Annotated in this window: 19 protein-coding genes and 1 tRNA gene; 1 reads left to right on the top strand and 19 read right to left on the bottom strand. The window is 65.0% G+C overall.

Annotation, left to right across the window (positions count from 1 at the left end; genetic code table 11):
• Position 1 precedes the first annotated feature (1 nt).
• From L338_RS04895 to L338_RS04985, 19 genes are all read right to left on the bottom strand, one after another.
• Entirely contained in the window at positions 2 to 529 is a 528-nt protein-coding gene (locus L338_RS04895; RefSeq protein ID WP_152485819.1) for a hypothetical protein, read from the bottom strand.
• The gene (gspN, locus tag L338_RS04900; RefSeq protein ID WP_022697257.1) at positions 498 to 1,241 is read right to left on the bottom strand and encodes a type II secretion system protein N; all 744 of its coding nucleotides are present in this window, start codon (positions 1,239 to 1,241) and stop codon (positions 498 to 500) included. Before gspN ends, L338_RS04895 begins: the two co-directional genes overlap by 32 nt.
• Positions 1,238 to 1,729 (bottom strand): type II secretion system protein M, encoded by a 492-nt coding sequence (locus L338_RS04905; RefSeq protein ID WP_022697258.1) that lies wholly within the window; start codon positions 1,727 to 1,729, stop codon positions 1,238 to 1,240. Before L338_RS04905 ends, gspN begins: the two co-directional genes overlap by 4 nt.
• On the bottom strand, positions 1,726 to 2,919 hold the full coding sequence (gspL, locus tag L338_RS16365; protein WP_022697259.1) for a type II secretion system protein GspL: 1,194 nt from the start codon (positions 2,917 to 2,919) through the stop codon (positions 1,726 to 1,728). Before gspL ends, L338_RS04905 begins: the two co-directional genes overlap by 4 nt.
• Positions 2,916 to 3,902 carry a type II secretion system minor pseudopilin GspK gene (gspK, locus tag L338_RS04915; RefSeq protein ID WP_022697260.1) on the bottom strand — a complete coding sequence of 329 codons (987 nt, stop codon included), beginning with the start codon at positions 3,900 to 3,902 and terminating at the stop codon, positions 2,916 to 2,918. The genes gspL and gspK overlap by 4 nt, the downstream gene beginning before the upstream one ends.
• Entirely contained in the window at positions 3,902 to 4,522 is a 621-nt protein-coding gene (gene gspJ / locus L338_RS04920) for a type II secretion system minor pseudopilin GspJ (protein ID WP_022697261.1), read from the bottom strand. Before gspJ ends, gspK begins: the two co-directional genes overlap by 1 nt.
• Positions 4,519 to 4,884 carry a type II secretion system minor pseudopilin GspI gene (gene gspI, locus L338_RS04925; protein ID WP_022697262.1) on the bottom strand — a complete coding sequence of 122 codons (366 nt, stop codon included), beginning with the start codon at positions 4,882 to 4,884 and terminating at the stop codon, positions 4,519 to 4,521. Before gspI ends, gspJ begins: the two co-directional genes overlap by 4 nt.
• Positions 4,877 to 5,374 carry a type II secretion system minor pseudopilin GspH gene (gene gspH, locus L338_RS16370; protein WP_161624597.1) on the bottom strand — a complete coding sequence of 166 codons (498 nt, stop codon included), beginning with the start codon at positions 5,372 to 5,374 and terminating at the stop codon, positions 4,877 to 4,879. The genes gspI and gspH overlap by 8 nt, the downstream gene beginning before the upstream one ends.
• 16 nt (positions 5,375 to 5,390) lie before the next feature.
• Positions 5,391 to 5,843, bottom strand: coding sequence for a type II secretion system major pseudopilin GspG (gene gspG, locus L338_RS04935; protein WP_022697264.1), 453 nt, complete (start codon positions 5,841 to 5,843; stop codon positions 5,391 to 5,393).
• Between the two features lie 24 nt (positions 5,844 to 5,867).
• On the bottom strand, positions 5,868 to 7,091 hold the full coding sequence (gene gspF / locus L338_RS04940; protein ID WP_022697265.1) for a type II secretion system inner membrane protein GspF: 1,224 nt from the start codon (positions 7,089 to 7,091) through the stop codon (positions 5,868 to 5,870).
• Complete coding sequence (gene gspE / locus L338_RS04945) at positions 7,078 to 8,577, bottom strand: type II secretion system ATPase GspE (RefSeq protein ID WP_022697266.1); 1,500 nt, start codon at positions 8,575 to 8,577, stop codon at positions 7,078 to 7,080. The genes gspF and gspE overlap by 14 nt, the downstream gene beginning before the upstream one ends.
• A gap of 7 nt (positions 8,578 to 8,584) precedes the next feature.
• A complete protein-coding gene (gene gspD / locus L338_RS04950) occupies positions 8,585 to 10,606 on the bottom strand; it encodes a type II secretion system secretin GspD (protein ID WP_022697267.1) in 2,022 nt (673 codons plus the stop codon).
• Entirely contained in the window at positions 10,603 to 11,472 is an 870-nt protein-coding gene (locus L338_RS04955) for a type II secretion system protein N (protein WP_022697268.1), read from the bottom strand. Before L338_RS04955 ends, gspD begins: the two co-directional genes overlap by 4 nt.
• Before the next feature lie 117 nt (positions 11,473 to 11,589).
• Positions 11,590 to 14,274, bottom strand: coding sequence for a TonB-dependent receptor domain-containing protein (locus L338_RS04960; RefSeq protein ID WP_022697269.1), 2,685 nt, complete (start codon positions 14,272 to 14,274; stop codon positions 11,590 to 11,592).
• 89 nt (positions 14,275 to 14,363) lie between these two features.
• On the bottom strand, positions 14,364 to 17,183 hold the full coding sequence (locus L338_RS04965) for a hypothetical protein (protein WP_027068284.1): 2,820 nt from the start codon (positions 17,181 to 17,183) through the stop codon (positions 14,364 to 14,366).
• A 172-nt stretch (positions 17,184 to 17,355) separates the two neighbouring features.
• Positions 17,356 to 17,829 (bottom strand): prepilin peptidase, encoded by a 474-nt coding sequence (locus L338_RS04970; RefSeq protein WP_022697271.1) that lies wholly within the window; start codon positions 17,827 to 17,829, stop codon positions 17,356 to 17,358.
• Positions 17,830 to 17,858: 29 nt separating this feature from the next.
• Positions 17,859 to 19,796, bottom strand: coding sequence for a methyltransferase domain-containing protein (locus tag L338_RS04975; protein ID WP_022697272.1), 1,938 nt, complete (start codon positions 19,794 to 19,796; stop codon positions 17,859 to 17,861).
• A gap of 159 nt (positions 19,797 to 19,955) precedes the next feature.
• On the bottom strand, positions 19,956 to 21,473 hold the full coding sequence (locus tag L338_RS04980) for a tetratricopeptide repeat-containing sulfotransferase family protein (RefSeq protein ID WP_022697273.1): 1,518 nt from the start codon (positions 21,471 to 21,473) through the stop codon (positions 19,956 to 19,958).
• A gap of 127 nt (positions 21,474 to 21,600) precedes the next feature.
• A tRNA-Met gene (locus tag L338_RS04985) sits at positions 21,601 to 21,677 on the bottom strand.
• 265 nt (positions 21,678 to 21,942) lie between these two features.
• Here L338_RS04985 and L338_RS04990 point away from each other — a divergent pair.
• Positions 21,943 to 22,533 carry an endonuclease III domain-containing protein gene (locus L338_RS04990; protein ID WP_022697274.1) on the top strand — a complete coding sequence of 197 codons (591 nt, stop codon included), beginning with the start codon at positions 21,943 to 21,945 and terminating at the stop codon, positions 22,531 to 22,533.
• The last annotated feature ends 37 nt before the right edge of the window (positions 22,534 to 22,570 follow it).

Consider the following 22,570-nt stretch of genomic DNA (forward strand, 5'->3'; position numbering starts at 1 on the left):
CCTAGCCTGTTTCGCAGGCAGTCAGACCGGCGGCTGGGATCACGAGATCCCAGCCGTCTTTTTTTGTGAGGCGGATGGAGGCGGCCGGCACGCGGACCCCGCCCTGCATCTGTTCCCCGGTTTGCATGGAGAGATTGATCGAAACGCCGCCGGGCGAACGGAAGACCTGCGTGGTTTCGCCCTCCCCGCCCGTGACGCTTTCCGTGCGCTGAAAGGCGACCAGTGCGCCATTGACATTCATCAGCGCGGTTCCCCCTTCCAGACGCGAGAAAAAGACAAATTCCGGCTCGGCCCGGCGTGACCACAGAAAGACGCCGCACTGACCGGCGTTCAATTCCTGCGCGGGCAAGGCCCCGACCGTCAGCGTGTCGCCTGCGCCTTGCGGAATTTCCGCGCCGGTTTGCGGGGCGGAGTCCGTCGCAGGGGCCTGCGCCGGCTGCGTTCCATCTTCCTGAGCCGCCGTGGCGCAGCCGCAGGCGGCAAAGAGAAGCGCGCCGCTAAGCGCCTTCGCGCGGCCAGGCATAGACATAGACGTCCTCATCGCGTTGGAACCCCAGAAGCGGCAGGAAAGCGCGCAGCGAACGCTCCTGGCTGCGCACGCGGGCGGTGACGGTCAGGGCGCGGTCCGCCCCCATACGCGCCAGCACCCGATACTCGCCCTCGCCATCATTGCCATCAAGCCGGACCACCAGATCCTCCCCCTCGCATACGGCCGGGCCGGTCAGGGGCGGTCCCCGCCAGTCGGCGCGAGGATCGCCATGCGTCAGCGCATCCGTCCAGGCCTGTCCGGAGGCTTCGACACAGCCGGCTTCATTGAACACGACCCGGTCGAGATCGAGCGTGAAGGAGCCGGGGCGTCCGCGAAGCCGGGGATCGATTCCTTCGGCGCGGGCGAGATCGGCCCGCAGGCTGGCCCCGGTCACCGCCAGGCGGTCGCCCGGCCCCAGCGTGATCACGCCCGAACCGAACAGGCCCGGCGCGGCAAGCCCGGCGTCAAGGCTGACGCGGCCGGTCAGCAAGGGCCAGAAACGCAGGGAGACTTCGATATCGCCGAGGCGCCGGCGCTGAAGCTCCGCATCCTGAATGGAGCCGTTCCAGATCGTGCCGGCCGCGCGGGACCAATCCAGCCCCTGATCGCGCGCGCCGGTCAGCGCCAGCGCGGCAGAGAGCGGAAACCACAGGATCAGGGCGGCGACAAACGCCAGGGCGGAGGCGCCGGCAATGACAAGCCAGCGCGTCATGCGCCGCCCTCGCGAATCAGGACATTGGCGCGGACCGTGGCGCGGCCCTCATTCTTGCGCAGGGTGACCTGCTCCACCGGAACGCCCAGATCACGCTCCACCCGCGCCAGCCAGCGATACAGCAGCGCCGGGTCGGCGTCCTCCAGCCACAGGGTCAGCGCCCCGCCCTCGCCCGGCTGCGTGCGGGAGACGGTCAGGCCCATTTCACGCGCCGCGCCGGTAACCAGCGCGCGCACCGGGCCTTCCGGACGGCTGGGCGCGGCGGCGGCGTTCCGGCGCAGCTCAGCAGCCTCTCGCGCGCCGGACTGGATCTCGTCCATCAGCTCCACGGCGGAGGCATAGTTGCGGCGCGCTTCGGCGCGGTAGGAAAGCACGGGATTCAGAACGAACTGCCAGATCACGACCAGCAGGACCGCCGCCACGGCGCCCGCCAGCAGGCGCTGTTCGCGGGCGGTCTTGGATTTCCACCAGGCGAGCGCGGCGTTCATGGCGTCCTCACGACGATTTCACTGGCGATGCGGCCTTGCGACTGCCGGGACACGCCCTCTTCCAGCTCCGCCCCGCGCGCGGCGATATTGGCGCGCAGCGTCTCCATGTCCTCGAACGCGGCGTACTCCACCTCGGCGACCAGCTCCCCGGTCTCGGCGTCATAGCGCATGGACTGGACGCGCGCGGAAGAAATGTCTTCCAGGCTGCCGGTCAGGATCGTCGCCAGATCAAGGAAGGCGCCGGAGCCGGCCGCGCGCAAGGCGCGCAGGCGGGTGGTCATCTGGAGGCGCGGATTGACGATGCGCGTTTCCTCCGGAAAGGCCTCTGCAAAGACGCTCTCGGCCTCTGCGCGGATTTCATCGGCGCGCTGATTGAGGGCAAAACCCTCCGCCGCCAGCAGGCCGACACAGCCCAGCACGGCGACCGCCAGCAAGGCCGCGGCGCGGGTGAAAACACGCCACTGGGCGAAGAACGGCGCCCGGCGGGCGAACGCGCCCTGCAGCAGCTCCGTATAGGCGCCGCCGCGCAAGCCGGCGGCGATCAGCGCGGCATAGTCCGCGCCGTCATCGCGCGGCGCCTGACCGGCGTTTTCCAGAACCGGCGCCAGCGGGCCAAGCGCGCCGCTATCCTCCGACCAGACCGGGCCAAGGCGCGCGCCCTCGAGCGCCTGTTTCAGAATTGCGGCGGAAAGGTCCGGGTCCGCGGTGAACCCCGTGCCCGGGCCGGTGACGAAAACGCGCCCGCCGATCATGGCGACGCTCATCGCGCCTTCCTCGCGCGGGATAAGGTCGTAATCGGCAACCACGCTATCGGGCGTGACGCCAAGCGCCGCGGCGGCGTCCAGCCAGCCCTGAAGCGCATCCTTGTCTACAATCGCCAGACGGCGGCCGGCGCCTTCCTCCGGCCCGATGGCGATGTGCAATTCGTCCACCGGCCGCGCTGCCATGTCCTCCACCGCGAAACCGGCGGCGGTTCGGGCCTGCGCGTCGGAGCCCGGCGGCAGCGGCGCCCTGTGGGTGACCACCGCTTCGCCGGGCAGAACAAGGACCGTTCGTTCAGCCTCCAGTTCGGTGAAATCGAAATCGGCGATTTCGGCCTGACGGCGCGCGACGCCGGCCGCATCGACCAGCGCGGCATAGGCGGGCGCGCAGGAACCGGGATCGATGAAAATGAACAGGGTCTGGGTCATGAATCCTGTCCGAACCGGCGGGTCACCACGAACACATCCCCGCCACCGGGCGAAGCCAGCAGGGTGGACAGCGAGAACTCCGCGCCGAAATGCACGACGCGGGCATTGAGCGTGTAATAGTCCGTGCGCACGCCAATCAACTCCCGCGCATCTTCAGCCTGTTTGATGCGGGAAATTTCATCGCGCGCCCAGAACTGCTCCAGATCGCCATAGCCTGTATCGGGCCGCTCCGCGATCACCCTTTCAGCCGCCTCCGCGTCCAGCCCGGCGCCGACCGCCATCACCAGCAACGGCCCCTGTCCGGGGCGAAGCGTATTCACATTCAGCGGCGAGGCGCTCTCGTTCGGGTGCGCGCAGACATGGGGGCGTATGCGCTGGAAAATTGCTTCCCCGTATCCGCGCACGCCGCGCAGCTCCTCGACCTCGGCGAACAGGGTGTTGGCGGTGCGATGGGGCGCCGGAAGGCTGGCGTAATAGGAATCCTCCGCGCCGTCCCCCAGCGGGGCGTTGTCGGTGTCGATCCAGTCGACCGCCGCCGCCGTCAGCGCCGCGGCTTCGCCGCTATTAAATTCCAGAGCCGTGAGAAGGCGCTGATAGCGGGCGGCATTGGCCGCGCTGATGCTACGTCCGCCCTCAGCATTCTCCGTCAAACTATTGATATTGAAGCAGTTAGAGGCATCGCGCAACGCGCCGGAAATTGCCCCGCCCTCGATATCGAAATAGAGATCCCGGCCTGCGCCGGCGGCCAGCATGGAGCGTTCCTCGCTGGCGCGGCGATCCTGCTCAATGGCGGCGGCGGCCAGGCGTTCGGCCCCCATGGCGTACCACATCGCCTGATCGCGCAGCTGGACGTTGGTTGCGCGGCGCACCGAATAACGGATGTCGTCCATGACCGAGAGCGCCACCGCCGACATCACCGCCACGATCAGCATGACCGTTATGAGGGCGGCGCCGCGCTCGTTCTTCCTGCCGTCGACGAGCATCAGAACGCCTCGCCTGTCATGAAAAGCTGATCGACCTCGCCAACGCCTTCCATGGTCAGGGTCAGGCGCACGATTTCGGGCAGTTGCGGCGCGGCGCGGACGCCGCCGAACCATTCCGGCGACCACTGGCCCGCGCGGGCAAATTCCAGGTTCGCCTCCTGCACGCCGGACAGCAGCACGCGACGTTGCTCGGGCGTGTGTTCCATTGCGTCCGGCCGCGTGCGGGCGATACGGATCAGCGCGCCGTCTTCAATGCGGTATTCCACGGCCTGAAGCGATCCCCGGCGCTCCAGCGCGCCGGGATTTTCCCAGCCGCGGCGGACCAAGAAGAGAATGGTCTGAGAATCCCCGTCCCTCAGGTCACCGCCCGCAAAAAACTGATCGGCCCGGGCGCGGTACAGGCCGCGCACAGGACGGGCGACGGCCTGACCAATATCGCTTTTCAGCGTCGCCCGGGCGACGTCGATCTCGCGCAGCACATCAGACCGCGCCTCCACCTGCTCCTTGCCATCGAGCGTCTGCATCAGCATCGCCGTGCCCGCCGCCGTGAGAAGCGACAGCACGAACAGCGCCACCAGCATCTCCACCAGCGTAAAACCGGATTCGCGCGAGACCGTCATGGACCGATGAACCCGCTGAGCACGGCCGCCTGCCGATCCGATCCGGCAAGGCTGACCGTCACCTCCACCCGGCGCAGGGCGGGATTGCCGGTCGGAAGAATCTGGCGCCGCCAGACCCAGTCGACCGCGGCCATTTGCACCTCGCCCTCATCTTCGCCGCTCGCCGGTTCGGTTTGGGCCATGGCGGTTTCGATCATCACGTTCTCAGCGACAATGCGGGCGAAGGTGACCTCCTGCAACCGGGTGGCGGCGCGGGCGTTCTCCGCGCTGACATGCATCAGGGAGATGCCGGCGATGGCGAACACGGCCAGCGCGGCCATCACCTCGATCAGCGTGAACCCGGCCTCGCTACGCTCACGCATCGGACCGCTCCAGCATGAAACCGCCGCCGCCATCGCCCTCAAACACGAAACGCTGCTGGCCGCGGCTGATCTGAACGCGGAAAGGCGTGGAGCCGCCCGTGCTGTCGAACCGGATAAGCGGCGGCGCGTCCTCTTCATCCAATACTTCAAGTCGCTCGGCGGATAGCGCGTCGCTGCTGACATTGACGATAACGCCCGAGGGCCACTGCACGGCGCGGAACCCCGGCATGGCGATCCATGCCCCGCCCCGCCAGCGCTGGAAATCATATCCCGCGCCGTCCACGCGCACGCCAACCGCGTTGCCGGAGATGACCGCCTCTTCCGCCGCGCGCTGCACCAGCGCCGCAAAACGCTCCGCCGATTTTTCGGCGTCGCTTTCCGGCGCGGGCAGCGTCAGCACGACCAGCGCAGACGCCAGCCCGACAATGACCAGCACGGCCATCATCTCGACCAGCGTGAACCCGGCCTCCTGCGGATATCTTCGATTCACGCGCAACATCAGCGAGTTAGTTCCAGTTCCCGATATCGGCGTTGAGGCCCTCGCCGTCCAGCTGGCCGTCGGCGCCTGTCGTGTAGAGATCGTAGGGTCCGTGTTCGCCGGGGAAGACATATTGGTAAGGGCTGTCCCACGGATCATTGGGCAGGCGGCGAATATAACCGCCCTCGCGATAATTCGCGGCGCGCTCCACCCCGTCGGGGACTTCAACCAGTGCTTCAAGTCCCTGCTCGGTCGAGGGATAGACCAGCATGTCCATGCGATAGAGCTCCAGCGCCTGCTCCAGAAGGCGGATATCGGCGCGCGCCTTCTCCACGCGGGCCTGGTCGCTGCTGGGCAGGACATTGATCAGCACCACGGTCGCCAGAAGCCCGATGATGAAGATCACCACCATCAGCTCCGTCAGGGTGAAGCCCGCTTCGCCGTCACGTTTCTTATTGATAGTTTTTATGAGCTTTTCCATGGGCTTGAGCCTCCAAAGTTCAGGCTAGAACATAGCCGAGGTGTTGAGCTGCAGGATGGGCAGCATGATGGCCAGGATGATCAGGGTGACGAGCCCGCCCATCAGGATGATGATGGCCGGCTCCAGCAGGTTCATCGCCACCTGGGTGACGGTCTCGAATTCGTTTTCCAGATAGTCGGCGGCCTTGTCGAACATCGCCGGAAGCTCGCCGCTATTCTCGCCGCTGGCGGCCATGTGAACCATCAGGGGTGGAAAGGCGCCGGTCTTGCGCATGGCGGTGCTGAGCGCCCCGCCTTCCTGCACGTCGGCGGCCGCCGCGGTGACCGCATCGCGCAGCACCATGTTGGGCGCGGTGGCGCGGGCGGCCTTCAATGAATCCAGGACGGTCGCGCCCGAGGCTGACAGCGTGGCGAAAGTGCGCGCGAAACGGGCCGCGCCTGCGTCCCGGATCAGGCGGCCCGCCAGCGGCAGTTTCAGGATCGTCCGGTCCACGGCGCGCCGGAAATCATCCTGCTTCAGGGCGCGCGCGAAAACGAAACCGCCCATGGCCAGCGCCAGCGCAATCAGCCAGCCCCAGTCGCGCATGCCGCCCGATATGTTGATCAAAATCCGGGTCAGCAGCGGCAGGTCCTGACCCAGCGTGGAAAACTGCTCGACCACGCGCGGGACCACGAACACCATCAGCGCAGTGACCACCGCAATCGCCACCACGAACAGGACGCATGGATAGACCAGCGCCGCCATCATTTTGCGCTGCATGGTCTGGCTGCGCTCCAGATAATCGGCCAGACGCTCCATCACCGCGCCCAGCGCGCCCGCCGCCTCCCCGGCCGAGACAACAGCCAGATAGAGCGGCGAGAAGGCGCGGCCTTCCAGACTCATGGCCTCTGACAGGCGGCGGCCCTCCACCACGCGGTCGCGCACCGACAGAAGCGTGCGGCGAATGGCGGCGGAATCGGACTGCAGGGCGACCGCGTTCAGCGCCTCTTCCACCGGCGTTGAGGCGCTGACCAGCAGCGCCAGCTGGCGCGTGGCGAGCACGAGTTCGCCGGAGCCGAGCCGCCCGCCGCGATTGAGCAGGCCGGAGAGATTGAGGCCGCCCCGCTTTTCCGCCGCCGGGGCCAGCTTCAGCAGCATCAGCTTGCGGCGCTGCAATTCCCGGCGCGCCGCGCGCGCAGTCTCGGCGGAGATCACGCCCTTGGTCCGGCGCCCCTCCGTATCCACGGCGACATATTCAAACGCCGCCATCGGACTCACCACTCTGGCGGCAGGTGCGCAGTATTTCTTCGGATGTCGTCAGACCGTTCAGGGCGTGTCTCACCCCGCTCTGCATCAGATTGTCGGAATGGCGGAAAGCCGCGCGTTCGATGTCCAGCTCGCGCGCATCGTCGTGAATGAGGCTGCGGATTTCATCATTGATGACGATCAGCTCATAGATGCCCAGACGCCCTTCATATCCCTGCCCGCCGCACTGGCCGCACCCGACCTTGCGATAGAGCGTCACCGGCTCATCGGCCGGGATGCCCAGCAGGGATTTTTCTTTCGCGTCCGGCTGGTAGGCCTCCTTGCACACCGGGCAGAGACGGCGAACCAGGCGCTGCGCCATCACGGCGGTCATGGTGGAGGCCAGCAGGAAGGGCTCGACCCCCATGTCGCGCAGACGGGTCACGGCCGCCGCGGCGCTGTTGGTGTGAACCGTGGAGAGGACCAGGTGGCCGGTCAGGGAGGCCTGCACCGAGATCTGGGCGGTCTCAACATCGCGGATTTCGCCGACCATCACGATTTCCGGATCCTGACGCAGAATGGCGCGCAGGCCCGCCGCGAAGGTCATCCCGACCTTGGAATTGACCTGCGTCTGGGAAACCCCGTCCAGCCCGTATTCGATCGGATCTTCCACCGTGAGGATATTGCTCTGGCGGTCGTTCAGTTCGGTCAGGGCGGCATAGAGCGTGGTCGTCTTGCCCGAACCTGTCGGGCCGGTGACCAGGACAATGCCGTTCGGCTGTGACAGGGCTTTTCTGAATCCGGCCAGTATCCCTTCACCCATGCCCAGCGCGCCGAGATCCAGACGGATTTCGGTCTTGTCGAGCAGGCGCAGCACCACCCGCTCGCCATAGCGGGACGGCAGCGTGGAAACGCGCACATCAATGGCGCGTCCGCCCAGCGTCAGGGAGATACGGCCATCCTGCGGCACCCGTTTTTCGGCAATGTCCAGCCGCGCCATGACCTTGATACGGCTGACCAGAAGCGGCGCCAGGCGGCGGGCGGGCGACAGCACCTCCCGCAGCACGCCGTCCACCCGGAACCGGATGGCGAGGCGGTCCTCGAACGGCTCAATATGGATATCGGAGGCCTTGCGCTTGATCGCCTCGGAAATCAGCCCGTTGATCAGGCGGATGACCGGGGCGCTGTCGCCGGTGTCCAGAAGGTCCGCCGTCTGGGGCAGGTCCTCGATCAGGCTGTCCAGAGAATCCGTCTGTTCGGTATCTTCGGAGAGCTCCGCCTCCTCGATCCCGGCGCCGGCATAGATTTCCGAAAGCTGGCGGTCGAACTCCACCGGCGCCATGGTTTCCACATCCAGCGGCGCCCCCAGCGCGCGCCGCGCCTCCAACAGCGCCCGCATGTCCGCGCCATCGCGCAGACCGACGCGCGCACGCTCGCCCATGCCGAGCAGCACCACGCCGCGCTCCTTGGCGAAGGCGTAGGCGAGGACAGGATCAAGGCGCTCGCTCATGCCGGCCCTACCGCGGCTGTACCGGCTGCGCGGGCTGGACATCTGCACCGATCACGCCGCGCATCATGTCGTCCATGGTGATCGACTTTCCATCGGTCGCGTTGAATTGCTCGTTGCGCATATAGTTGTATTTGCGGTCCGTCGCGCCGCGCATATCCGCCGCGCTGCGGATGATCGTCGGGCGGATGAAAACCATCAGATTGGTGCGCTGCTTGGTGCGCCCTTCCGTGCGGAAGGCGCGGCCAATACCGGGAATGTCGCCCAGCACCGGCACTTTGGACATGGAAATCTGCTCGTCATCCTCGATCAGACCGCCCAGCACGATGACCTCGCCGTCATCGGCCAGCACGGTCGTTTCGATCTCCCGCTTCGACGTGATCAGCTCGCCGCTGACCACGTTCGCCGAACCCAGCACCGAGGAAACCTCCTGACGCAGGAACAGCTTGATCGTCTCGCCCGCGCCGATCTGCGGCTGAACGATCAGCTTCACGCCGACATCCTTGCGCTCGATCGTGCGGAACGGGTTGGTGTTGGAATCGCTCAGCACCTCGCCGGTCGAGATCGGGATTTCCTGCCCGACATTGATCAGCGCTTCCTGATTGTCGAGCGTCAGGACGGACGGCGTGGAAAGGACATTGGAGTCCGTATCGTCATCCACCGCGTTCAGGATGGCCCCGAAAATCACGCCGTCGTCGTTCTGTCCGCCAATGCCCAGCGCCAGACCATTGATCCCCAGAAGGGAGTTCAGCGCTGCTTCGCGCAGGATCTGGCTGGTGGTGTCATCGACGCTGGAACCGCCGTCATCATCATCGTCGTCGTCATCGTTATTATTGTTGCGGGGCGCGAAACTGTTGGTCAGGGCCGCGCCGGTCAGCGCCAGGATATTCGGCGCGGACTGGGTGTAGCTGGTGGTCGCGAACGGCACGGCGGAGTTTTCATTGCCCGCCAGGAAGAATTGCAGACCAAGCTCGTGCGCCGCGTTGTCCGACACTTCCACGATAATCGCCTCGACCAGCACCTGTGCGCGGCGCACGTCCAGTTCTTCGATGATGCGCTCCATTTCACGCAGGGTTTCGGTCGGCGCGCTTATGACCAGCGCGTTGGTCCCGGCGTCATAGGAAATACGCGGCCCGCCGGTTGGGGTCGGCGGACCGCCTTCCGCCACGGTTTCCACCGAGGCGGCGATCTGTTCCAGAACTGGCACGAGGTCCGCGCCATTGGCATGCTGGAGGCGGATCACGCGGATCGTGTCCCGCCGCATGTTTTCCGTATCCAGGTCATCGATCAGGGCGCGAACACGCGCGAGCTCGGCCCCCTCGCCCCGGATCACCACGCTGTTGCCAGCGCGCACCGGCGTCACGGTTACGCCGCCGGCCAGCCGGCCGTCGCGGCCCGTTCCCAGCACGTCCCGCAGGGTCGCGGCCATTTCCACCGCCGACATGTTGCGGACCGGCACGGTCTCGAAGCTGGAGCGGTCCATGTCCATTTCATAGACGACCTGGCGTACGCGATTGAGGTTGCCGGCATAATCAACCACGACCAGCGTGTTGGCGGCGGGATTGGCCGTAACCTCGCCCTGCGGATTGATGATCGGGCGAACCGCGTCGGCCGCTGCCACCGCGTCGACATTGTCCAGCTGGATCACCGTGGTTGCGAACTGATTGTCGGTTCCCGCCGCGGTGCTTGCGCCCGCGTCGCCCGCGGCCAGCTCTTCCGGAACGATGCGATAGGTTCCATTGCCCGCGCCCACCACCGCGAAGCCATTGACCCGCATGGTCGACATGAAAACGTCGAACAGTTCCTCGCGCGACAGAGCCGACTGGGAGGTGACGGTGACATTGCCGCGAACCTGCGGATGAACGATGAAGGTGTAACCGGTCACCGAGGAGACATCCTCGATAAAGGTCTTGATGTCCGCCTCGCGCAGATTGAGCACCTGACCGCGCTCGCTCTGGGCCATGGCGGTCTGCGCGCCCGAAAGGGCGATCAGCGCGACCATGGCGAGCCGCTTGAAGAATTCACGTGTCATTCGGTTTCGTCCCCCAGCTGGATCCGGCGCGTGAGGCGGTCGCCGTCACGGCTGATCGTCAGCTCGATTTCACCCTGCTGTTCAAAAAGTTGCGCCAGCGCCGCCGGATCCCCGTCCTGCGTCAGGCGCTGACCGTCGACGCTTTCCAGAACGTCCCCGTTCCGGAGCTGATACTGACCCAGAAGCGCGGCGTCGGCCGATTCAATACGGAAACCCTGGAACCGTGCGCCCTCAAAGGCCGGCGCCAGGGAGACGCTGCCCAGAAGCCCGCCGACATCGACGGTCCGGGGCGCCTGGACCCGCTCGCTATCGGCCGATGCCGCCTGCCCCCCGAAGGGTTTGCGGCCGCCATCCAGATAGAGGCTTTCCGGCACGCCATTGCGGCGGATGATGACGCGGTCCGGGAAAACACGTTCCAGCGTAACGCCATCAAGCAGGGACTCCCCTTCCCGGAAAGCGCCTTGCGTGTTGTCGGGCAGCGTCACGTAGGCGACGCCATCGGCCCCTTCGAACCCGGCGCGAACGCCGTTCAGCTTCAGGTTCAGGGTTGTTTCCGGCGCATCCTCAACCTGCGCCGCCGCGGCGACGGCGCTGCGATTGAAGGGATCGAAACGCCAGAGAACCGACCAGTCCTGCGCCCCGCGCGCCTGCATTGCCGGCTGCGCGCTCGACAGGGCCGCGCTGGTCTGCGGCGCAAATGCGTCTGGCGCGGCGAACGTCCAGATCAGGCGAGCCAGAATAACGGCCAGCAGGACGCCAAGCGCCAGCTCCGCGCCGAACGCCGCGCGCCGCAGGGCCGGCGCGGCTTCCTGCTGACGGTCTGCGGTCGGTGCGTTTTCGCTGATTTGAGCTTCGGCTGCGCTCACAGAACAAGTCCCGTTCTTGTTATTGCAACGCCATCAACCCCCAAGGCGCGGGCGCTTCGGGGGTTGATGCGTTGATACGACTGCCCGGCATCCTTGCGAAGCCGGTTTCGGCCGCCCCTAGAAGCGGCGCTTCAGGCTGACCGAGAAAGTCCGGCCAATATCGTACTGATCGACGATGATAGACGTCGCGCCGTCCGATTGCGACGCCTCGTAATCGTCATCCAGAATGTTGTCGACCTGGAAGCCGACCGTGTAATCCCCGCCCCACGCGAGGAAATCGCGGCTATAGACGAAGTCCAGCGTGATCGGCGGCTCTTCCAGAATGGCCGGCAGGTTGGAGCTGAGGTTTTCCGTGGCCCGGATCCGTTCGCCCGTGAAGTTGACCAGCAGCGTCGCGCGCGACATCGCCTCGTCGTCTTCATAGCCAAGCTGGATGTTGAACAGGTTCTCCGAGAGACCCTGCAGGTTCCGGCCGTCCACGATGAAGCTCGCCGCGTCCACGACATCCAGCGCCGGTTCGCCGGCGGAGGGAAGCGCGATGCGGATTTCGCCGTCGGCGCTGACCTCTGACTGGGTCCAGGTGTAGTTGGTCTTGAAGTTCCACGACTTGGACTCAAGCCAGGGATTGGTGAACCCGAACCAGCCTTCCAGCCATTCATTGACCGGCAGTGTCTTCTCGAATTCGAATTCCAGACCGTACAGGTCGGCGGAAGGCGCGTTCAGGAAGGACGACGCGAAGGTCTCACCCAGCGAGATGTTGAATTCCTCGATCGGGTTGTCGATCTTTTTGTAGAACGCGCCGAGCGTGACGAACTGGCCGCGGGAGAAATAATACTCCAGCCGCGCGTCAAAATTCTCGAACTCGGAATTGGTCAGATACGGGTTGCCGCGGAAGGTGGCGTCCGTTTCCGTGTTCTGGAAGATCGAGAACGCCGTTTCCCGGAACTGCGGCCGCGCAATGGTCTGCGAGTAGGCCAGACGCAGCTGGGTATTCTCCAGCGGGTTCCAGGTCAGGGTCAGGGCAGGCAGGAAATATTCGGACTCGATGGCCGAGTCGAAATCGGTGATGGTCGAACCGCCCTCGATACCGCTGACTTCGCCCACATTGAACGTATCGACCACCTGGATCGATTGTTCGTAACGGCCGCCGGCCGCGATGCGGATATAGTCCGTCAGCTGGGCGTCGACGCCGACATAGCCGGAGTCAATCTCCAGCAGGCCGCGGAAATTGTCCGGGAACAGGACGCCGCCGACTTCGACAATGTCGAACAGGCCAGCCTGAACGTTTTCCGGGCTGTAGATCGAGTCGATGCGGCTGAAGAGAAGATAGGACGGCACCGTGCCGGAAAAGCGGTACTGGCGCAGGAAGGTATCGCGGTTTTTCTCGTAATAGCCCCAACCAGCTTTCAGCTCGACATCGCGGTCGAACACCGTGACCGGCAGGACGCCGTCAATGCCGACATCGGTCGAGTCGTCCTCGACTTTGGAAAATTCGGTGAGGTTGCCGTCGGTCCGGCCGCGATAGCGGAAAACCTGCTCGCCGGTCCCCGGATTGACGCCTTCTTCATAGAAGAGCTGGCGGTTGTACGGCGCATCGCGCATGGCTTCCGAATAGGACGCGCGCCAGTCGATCGAGGCGTTGTTCAGCGCCGGGAAGATGTGCTCCCCGCGCAGCTGGCCCAGCCAGACCTGGCGCTCATACCACTCGGTATTGTCGATGCGGATATTGCGGCCCTCGGAGGCGTTGAAGCCCTGAAGGGTGCGCGCTTCCTTGAGCGAGGCCCGCGCCAGCATCCCGGTCGCCGTGACCGTGTGATTGTCCAGAATGTCCGCGCCAACCTGCAGCAGCGCGCTCTGATTGATGTTCTGCTCGGTCGAGAAGCGGGCATAGTCGTCGCGCGTCTCGATACCGTTCGCGCCAAGGCGGATATTGCGGCGTACGCCTTCCTTGTTGGACCACTCATTATCGTGGGCCAGGGCGGCGATGACGCCGAGGCTGAAATCCGGGCTCAGGTCAAAGCGGTCGCCGGCCTCGATCGAGAAGCCGCCGCTCGGCTCCAGCTCGCCCTTCTGGACGACGAAATCCGTCCAGTCGGCCAGTCCGGTCGCAATGCCCTGACGCACCGCCGGGTCGACGCTGGAATCAATTTTCGTGTCAGCAAACACAGGCTCCAGCGCCTCGGGAAGATTGCGGCGGCCATCATCGAAGCCGCTGTAATCGGAGTCGCCGCCGCCATTATAAAGCAGACCATCGCGAAGCGTGGTCGAGGAATTGATCTTGCCGGAAACGCCAATCTCCAGGAAGCGGCTGTCGGGCAGCGCCACGGTTTCAAGCGCGATCACGCCGCCGCCGAAATCCAGGCCAAACTCAGGAGCGTAGGTTTTCTGAACCGTGGCGGACCCGATAATGGATGTCGGGAAAAGGTCCATCGGCACGGCGCGGCGCAGCGGCTCCGGACTCGAGACCAGCGCGCCGTTGAGAAGCGTGTTGGAGTAACGGTCATTCAGGCCGCGAACGACGGCAAACTTGTCGTCGGCCACCGCGATGCCCGTGATGCGGGTCAGGGCGCTGGCGATATCGGCGTCGCCGGACGTCTCGAAATCCTGCGAGTCGAGCAAGCTGGTGATTTCCGAGGTGACGCGCTTTTCGTCGGGAATATAAGCGCCGCGAACGACGATTTCGTCGGTCGGGGCCGCTTGAATGTCGGTGCCTGTGTCTTCTTGGGCGAAGGCGGGCCCGGCCGCCGCGAACATGGTCGAAGACAACAGGGCCGCGGTGAATTTCAGTCGATAGTCGGACATCTTGGCGTCCCTAACCCCCCAGGGCGAAACTTGAAAAATAAAGACGGAAAGGCGCCCGGCGGAGAACCGCCGGGCGCAATCCGCGCTGCTTAGTCGGCCGGGTTGAAGGTCCACCCCTGGTACCAGTCGTCCGAAGCGTTCTCGACGGCGCCGATATAGTCGACACTGTCGAAGAAGGCGTCGATCGTGGCCGGATCAACCGCCTGGACATCCTGTTCGGCGTCGCCCGGAACCAGACCCGGCAGGTCATCACGGAAGGTGAAGCCGCTGAGGGTGTTGGTTGCCGTGGAGATGTTCGAGAAGCCGCCGAAGATGCCGGCTTCGTCGATGCCGTCGGAGTCGCCGTCAAACGTGGTCGGGCAGTCCAGCAGCATGGAGCCCGCGACCAGATCGCCGCTGGCCGCCTGAGCCGCCGTCTCGGACTGGTCTATGTCCACGCACACCGGGTGACCCACGATGATGCCGTTATAGAACTCGCCCGCCAGACCTTCGCGGAACAGCATGCCCTGCGTGTTCACGGCGCTGGCCGGGTTGGAGATGGTCGTGAAGTTCACGATCTTCGGCGCGGTGCGCGGCAGGGCCGTGTTGTCGTCGCCGTTATTGTCCATCTCGAAGCCGCGGTCGCCGGCGTTCGGGTTCTGGTAGATCACGACGTACTGAGCGCCGCCGACCCAGCCATCGGTCATGTCGAAGCTGTCATCCTTGTTGCCCAGCAGGACAACGTGGCTGACATTCACGGTGCCGCCGAAGAATTCGACGCCATCGTCTTCGTTGTTGACGACCTGGATGAAGTCGACGTCCGTGGCGTTGCCCACGCCCTGGAAGGCGATGCCGTTCAGCTGGTCTTCGTCGTTGATGTTGAAGCCGGCGTAGCGGACCTGCGTGTAGAACAGGCTGCCGGAGTCGTCATTGGCGGAAGCGCCGCCGAACAGGCCGGAGGAACCCTCGCCCGACTTCTGACAGTCGACCGTGCCGCCCGTCGCCGCGCCGTCACAGGCGTTGATCGGCGCGCGGCCATTGATGACCAGGCCGCCCCACAGGCCGCCCGCATTGTCGCGGTCGGTGATGGTGTCTTCCACGTCCGCCCGGGCCGTCAGAACGACCGGAGCTTCAGCGGTGCCGTTGGAGCGGATCTTGGAGCCGCGGGTCACGACCAGGTAGTCGGAGCCCGCCGCGCCGAACACGGTGACGCCCGCCTCGATGGTCAGGGTGACCGGGTTGCCGCCAGCGACAGGGCTGGACGGATCCGCGCCGGCGTCCGTGCCGACAAAGACCGGACCGACCAGCTCATACATCGGGCCGGCGGCCAGGGTCAGATCGTCGCCGATATTGCCTTCCAGCGAGCAGACTTTCTGGCCGTCGATTTCTTCGCCGTTATCGGTCGTGCCGGCCGGGCAGTCCTGGGTGACCGGCTCATCGGCGTCCGCGAAGAAGCCGATCGTCCAGCCCGTGGCCCAGTTGTCGGAGGCCGTCTCGGTGCGGCTGAACGCGCCGATCGTGTCGACATCGTCGAAGAACGGGTCGATGGCGTTCACGTCCGTCACGCCGATGCTGCGCTCGCGCGTGCCCGGCAGGTAGCCGCTTTGCAGCGTGTTGCCGTCGATGACGTTGTTCGGGAAGGAGTTGAAGAAGGTCGCCAGATCGACATTGTTGCCGTCATCGGAGAACGGCTCGGCGCAATCGAACAGCGTCGACTGCAGGACCAGGTCGCGGCCATCGGCGGCGCCGATATTGGCGAAGGTCTCGTCCTGGTCGATGTCCAGGCAGGCGGCCGGGGAGCCGACCACGACGCCGTTATAGAACTCGCCCGCGAAGCCTTCACGGAACAGGATGCCGAAGGAGTTGATGGCGCTGTCGAGGTTCTGAACCACCGTGTAGTTGGACACGGTCGGGTTGGAACGCGGCAGGGCCGTGTTGTCGTCGCCGTTATTGTCCAGTTCGAACGGACGGTCGCCCGCGTCAACCGATTGCTGGATCAGGACGTACTGGGCGTTGCCGACCCAGCCATCGGTCACGTCGAAGCTGTCGTCCTTGTTGCCCAGCAGCGCAACGTGTTTGACGTTCACGGTGCCGCCGAAGAATTCGACGCCATCGTCTTCGTTGTTGATGACCTGCAGGTAGTCGGCTTCCGTGCCGGCGCCGACGCCCTGGAAGGCGATGCCGTTCAGCTGGTCTTCGTCATTGATGTTGAAGCCGGCGAACTGGACGCGGACATAGTTGAGCGTGCCCGAGGAGTCGTTGGGGTCGTCGCCGCCAAACAGGCCGGACGAACCCTCGCCCGACTTCTGACAATCGGCGGAGCCGCCCGTCGCGCTGCCGTCACAGGCATTGATCGGCGCCAGGCCGTTGATGACCAGGCCGCCCCACTGACCGGAGGCATTGTTCACGCCGGCGTCGAGGTCGCTGGCCAGCGCCACGGCGTCGGAATTGTCGATGTCGTCGTCCGAACCGTTCACCATGTCCTGACGGGAGGTCAGGATGATCGGGGCGCTGGCCGTGCCTTGCGCATCGATCTGACCGCCGGTCGAAACGACGATGTAGTCGGAGCCGGCGGCGCCGAACAGGACCGTGCCCGCTTCGACCGTGAGGGTCGCGCCGTCATCGACGAAGACCGGACCGGAGATGGCGTAAGCGGCGTCAGCCGTCAGCGTCACGTCGGACGTGATGTTGCCTTCCAGAACACAGGCGTCGATGGAAACCGCGCCATCGATCGTCTCCAGCGTCGTGCCGTCCGGGCAGCTATCGGCAAAAACCAGGTCGCCCGTGGTCGCCGGCGGGGGCGGAGGCGGAGGGGGAGCGGGAGGCGTGCCGCCGCCCGGCGAGGAAATGCTGGTGTCGGAACAGGCCGCCAGGATTGTGACCGCGGCGCCGGCCAGCAGCAGCCGGCGCATGTTAGAACCCGTATTCATGTGTTGCCCCCTTCAAATGAGCTCGGCGTGTAATTCTCTGAAGGGGGAGGCCACGGCGCACGGCAGCGGCATACGGAAGGAATCCCCCCTCGATGCGGGGGCGTTCTTCGCACTCCATGCTGACACTAATTTAAAAGATATATGTCGGGTCTGTGACAGACTCGGCGGGGGTTTACCGCCAGAGAGGCGGCGCGCCGGGCGCGCCTGCGAGCCAGATCAAGAAGATAGCGGCGCAAAGAAACGGTCCGAACGGCATGGGCCGGCCGGCCTCCCGCCGCGTTAAAATTTTTAAGACAAGCGCCCAGACCAGGCCCGCGGCGCTGGCGGCAAGGAGGATGGACGGCAGCGCGAGCAGGCCGGCCCAGGCTCCGCCCGCGGCCAGCAGCTTGGCGTCGCCCATGCCGATCCCCTCCCGCCCGCGCAGGGTGCGGAACGCGGCGGCCAGCCCCCATATCAGCAGATACCCCGCCGCCGCCCCGGCGGCGTGCCAGAACAGCGCCGCGGGGACGGTGAAGGCCATAAAGAGAAGACCGCCCACGATGAGCGGCAGGCTGAGATAGTCCGGCACGCGCATCTCGCGCGCATCAATCACCGCAATCGCGGTCAGGGTCACGCCGAGGAGAAGGGTTGCGGCCAGAGCCATCATGGCTGGCGTCTTAGCCGCAAGACGCCCCCTTACGCCAGCGCGCTTCCCGCCCCCGCGTGAACGCCGATGCCATAGCGGCTGACGGCCGAGTGCAGGATGGAGTCCAGGAAATCGGCATAGGAATGCCCGGCCAGCTCCGCCATCAGGTTCATCTTGCCGTCCCAGCACCAGCCCGGGTTGGGGTTGGCCTCCAGCATACGCACCTGGCCATCCGCCGTGGCCCGGAAGTCGAACCGCGCATAGTCGCGGCAGCCCAGCCGCTCGAACATGCGCGCGGCGTATTCCGCCATGTCCCGGCGCAGCGCCTCCGGCGCGTCGCTGGCGCGGTAGTTGATTTCCGTCCAGTAGGGCGAGTCCGGGTCCCACTTGGATTCATAGCCGAGGATTTTCGGCAGTGACGGATCCAGTTTCGAGTAATCGACTTCCAGCAGGGTCATCGGCTCCAGCCCCGTTTTCGGGTTGCCGATCAGGCCCACCGTATATTCCGCGCCGGTCAGATATTCCTGCACCAGGATCGGCTGGTCGCCGAGATCGCGCCAGAGTTTCTCCAGATAGTCCACCAGCTCCATCTTGTTGTTGACCACGGCCTGGCTGGTGATGCCGAAGCTGGAATCGCCATAGTTGGGCTTGAGGATCGCCGGGAAAGATGTCGGCAGGGTCGCGGACCGGTCATGCGGCCGCACATAGGTCTCGGACGGGGTGGGCACGTCCAGCGCCGCCGCGGCGGCGCGCACCAGCGACTTGTCATAACAGATGCCAAGGCAGACCGGACCGGCCCCGGTATAGGGAATATCCAGCGTTTCCAGCAAAGCCGGGACGTGCAGCTCCATGAAGGCGTCATTATTGAAGCCCTCGTCACAGAGATTCAGCGCGAGGTCCGGCGGGGCGGCGCGCAAATCCTTTTCCAGCGTGGCGTGATTATCCAGATAGCGGAATCTGTAACCGTCCAGCGTTTCCAGAGAGTCCTTCAGCTTCTGGATGGTGGCGAAGTCTTCCTCGTTGAACTGGCCGCCGCGTTTCACCTTATCAGGCAGGCGCGGATCGCCCATGATCACCGCCACGTCCAGCGGCTTGGCGCGGCCAGAGACGCCGGCGCGGGCCGTCTTCTTCGGCGCGCGGGCGGTGACGATGGCGCGGTGGCCCATCATGCCCAGATCCTGACCGCGTTCGGACAGCGCCTCGAACCCGCCCATCTGACGCACTTCGCGGAAGCCCGCCTCTTCCAGCAGCGTCTGCAACTCGGCTGGGGAATAGAGACGCTCGGCATAGAACTGGTCGGCGATCACGCCGCGTTCGTCATGCACGATCACTTCGCGGGAGATCAGGCGGCGGCCGTCCTCGGACAGGCTGCGCTCGCGGCAGACAAAATGGTTCTGGTCGATCCACTCCCATGAGCGCGGCTCGAAATGCGCGCGCATCCAGTCGCCGTCCACCAGATCCAGAACCAGCGTTCCGGAGGCTTTCAACGCCCGCGCCGCGCCGGTCAGCAGACGCGCATCGTCGGACTGGCTGGCGAAATAGCCGAAGGAATTGCCAAGGATCAGCACGTAATCCTGACTGGATTCGCCGATGCGCACCGCGCGCGCATCGCCCTCTCGGAACGTGATGTCCGCGCCGGCACTCTTGGCGCGTTTGCGCGCCAGCCGGATCAGATAGCGCGACCGGTCCACGCCGGTCAGGCCGTCATGACCCCGACGGGCGAATTCCAGAAGATGCCGCCCCTGCCCGCAGCACAGGTCGAGGATATGGTCGCCCGGCTCCATGCCGGCCGCCGCGATCAGGCGGTCGACCTCAAGGCGCGCATTCTCTTCATCTTCGACCACGTCGCCGTCCGTCTTGAGATAAAGAGAGTCGAAAATATCGCGCCACCATTCGGCCGGCAGATGCGATTCCAGGTCGGAGACAGGACCAATCGACGCGCGCCGGCGGCGCGCGGTGCGGGAGGGATTCGGTTTTTCAGAAGTCATGAGTGCGGGAAATTCCGGCGGCCGGCGGCTGACAGTCAGCCCTTGGAAAAGCGGTCGCTCAATGGCCGCTGATATACACCGGAATCGAATCCTCCGCGACTAAAAAATGCGTGAGCGATTTCAACAGAACCGCTTGAATATATTCACTTAAATCAAGTTTTACCGCGATGGCGCGTCAAGATTTTCACCAAACAGCGCGCCGGCCGTTTCATAGGTGTCGAAGAACGGTTTCAGATGCGCCTCGAACGCGCGCCAGGATTCGGATTTGTCGGCCCGGATCGGCTGGCGGACCTGCGCCACGCTGAACGTGGCCACCGCGCTTTCCTGCTCATGGAAATTCTTCACCGCCGGATCGCGGGACAGGCCGCAATAATCCAGAATGCGGTCGATCTGTCCGTCCGGATCTTCGGTCAGTTCTTCATAATCGACCACCAGAATCCGGTCCGGGAACAGGGTCTGCCAGTGCGCGAGAAACGCCTCATAGGCGCGCATCTGCAGGGCGATGTCTTCCAGCCGCCAGGTCCACCACAGGCCGCGGGAGAAGAAATGCGTGAAATTGGATAGCGCGGTCGGCCCCGGCTTGCGCCGCATCCAGATGAATTTCGCATCCGGCAGCGCGGCCAGCGCCACGCCCAGAATCGTCGGATTGCCGAGATTTTTATCGACAAAGCGGCCGGTATTGCCGAACCGCTCGCTCGACAGCGCCATGAAGGCCCGCCCGGCGCGCGCCCACGGCCCGCCCGGCTGATTGGCGGAAGCCGCCAGATAGGCGTCTATCCGCTCCGGACTATAGGGCCAGATCGGCAGCGCGGCGGTGTGCAGGTGAGAGGCCTCGGCCCCTTCCGTGACATCCGGGTGCGCGGTCAGGATCTGCTGCATCAGCGTGGTGCCCGTGCGCGGCATCCCGGTCACGAAGATCGGCCGGTCGGTGCGATGCCCCTCCCCCTTGCCCAGAAGGCGGTCGGCGTTCAGCGCGTCACGCATGGCGCGGAATTTCTGAAAGTGCTTTTCCGCGTCGGGCGGGGCCGCCGGCCCGCAATATTCCGCGCCTTTCATGTACCAGGCGAAGGCGTCGTCTATTTCGCCCCGGCGGCGATGCGTGTCGGCAATCGCGAAATGCAGCGTGCCCAGCGCATGCAGCCGCGCCTGCGGATCGTCGTCCTCCACTTCGCCGACGCCGGCTTTCATGCGCGCCAGCGTCTGGTCGTCGGTGGGCAGGAAGCCGTGCCGGGAAAGACCATACCACGCGCCGCCGAGGCCGGGCTTCAGCTCCGTCGCGCGGCGGTATTCCCGCTCCGAGGCTTCAAACTCGCCCAGCGCCCCCAGGATCCAGCCATAGGTATTGTGAATGACCGGATTGTCCGGCGCCTGTTCAGACAATTGCGCGGCCAGATGCTTTGCGGTCTCGAAGCGTCCGCACTCGGCGGCCAGAGAGGCGGTCTTGTTGCCCGCATCCAGACTGCGCGGCTGCGCGGCCAGTTGACGCCGTCGGGCGTCGAACGCCCCGAAGAAATCGTGACACTCCAGCGCAATGTCAGAAACCACGCCCCAGGCCTCGCCCAGCGGCGGATTGGCCGCCAGAAGCCCCCGGCAAACCTGAAACGCCTCCTCCGGCCGCCCCTGCGCAAACGCCTGCCGCGCCGCGTTGATCTGATTGTCGAACTGGTTGTCCGTCATGTCCCGCCCCTCAACTGGACGCGCACCATCCTAGAGCGCCGTCATGAAGACAAGAGGGCCAACATTGAACAGCACCCCGAAAACCAGAAAGCCCCGGAATCTCGGGAGATTCCGGGGCTTTCCAATTTGGTTGCGGGGGCAGGATTTGAACCTGCGACCTTCAGGTTATGAGCCTGACGAGCTACCGGGCTGCTCCACCCCGCGTCAGAAGAGGCGCTTATGTAACGGCCCGTCCCCGGTTTGTGAAGGGGCGGTGACGGTTCGAAAGCAGGTTATAGCAGATTTCCCGCCGCATGACGCTTCTGGCTTGAAAAATCGGGCCTGAAACTATAATGTTCACTTTATGTTCTAGTTCTGCTTTTATGGTTCGATGCAATCCCGGCTGTTTTCCCATCCTGCCGCTTCTATCTTACGGGAAGCCCATGCCCGCCTGTCTGCGTCAGGCGTGAAGTTTCAGGCGGCCCGCCCCATGGCGCCGCCCGATCAACTGGTCCGGTCCATGCTGGGCGGGCGCACGCGCGACGAGGTTTCGCTTGCAGCCTTCTGGCGGTTGAAACGGCGCTACGAAAACTGGTCGGACCTGGTCGCGGACGACTATCACACCCTTCTGTCCTTGATCGGCGACGTCACTTTTCCGGAGGACAAGGCGGCAAATCTTCAGGCGGCGCTTGGCCGCCTCGATCTCTCCCGCGGCAACGCTGCGCTGGATTTCCTCGGCGGCTGGCCGGTCGACAGCGCCCTGTCATGGCTGGAATCGCTGCCCGGCGTCGGCCGGAAGACCAGCGCGGCGGTCTTGAATTTCAGCACGCTTGGCAAGCGTGCTCTGGTGATCGACTCGCACCATCAGCGCGTCGCGAAGCGCCTTGGGCTCGTGCGATGGAAAGGGAGCGTCGAGGAAACCTATGACGTATTGATGGCGGCGGCCCCGCAAGAGTGGCAGGCGGCAGATTACGAACGGCATCATATTCTAATCAAAGCACACGGACAGAAGCGATGCCATCACCTCGCCCCCGATTGCGGGCGTTGCCCGCTGGCTGATTTATGCCCGGCTTTAACCTAGCCGATTGACCCGTTGCGGCCGTACATCAAAAGTAAAA

Source organism: Euryhalocaulis caribicus, from assembly GCF_000412185.1.
Lineage (GTDB): Bacteria > Pseudomonadota > Alphaproteobacteria > Caulobacterales > Maricaulaceae > Euryhalocaulis > Euryhalocaulis caribicus.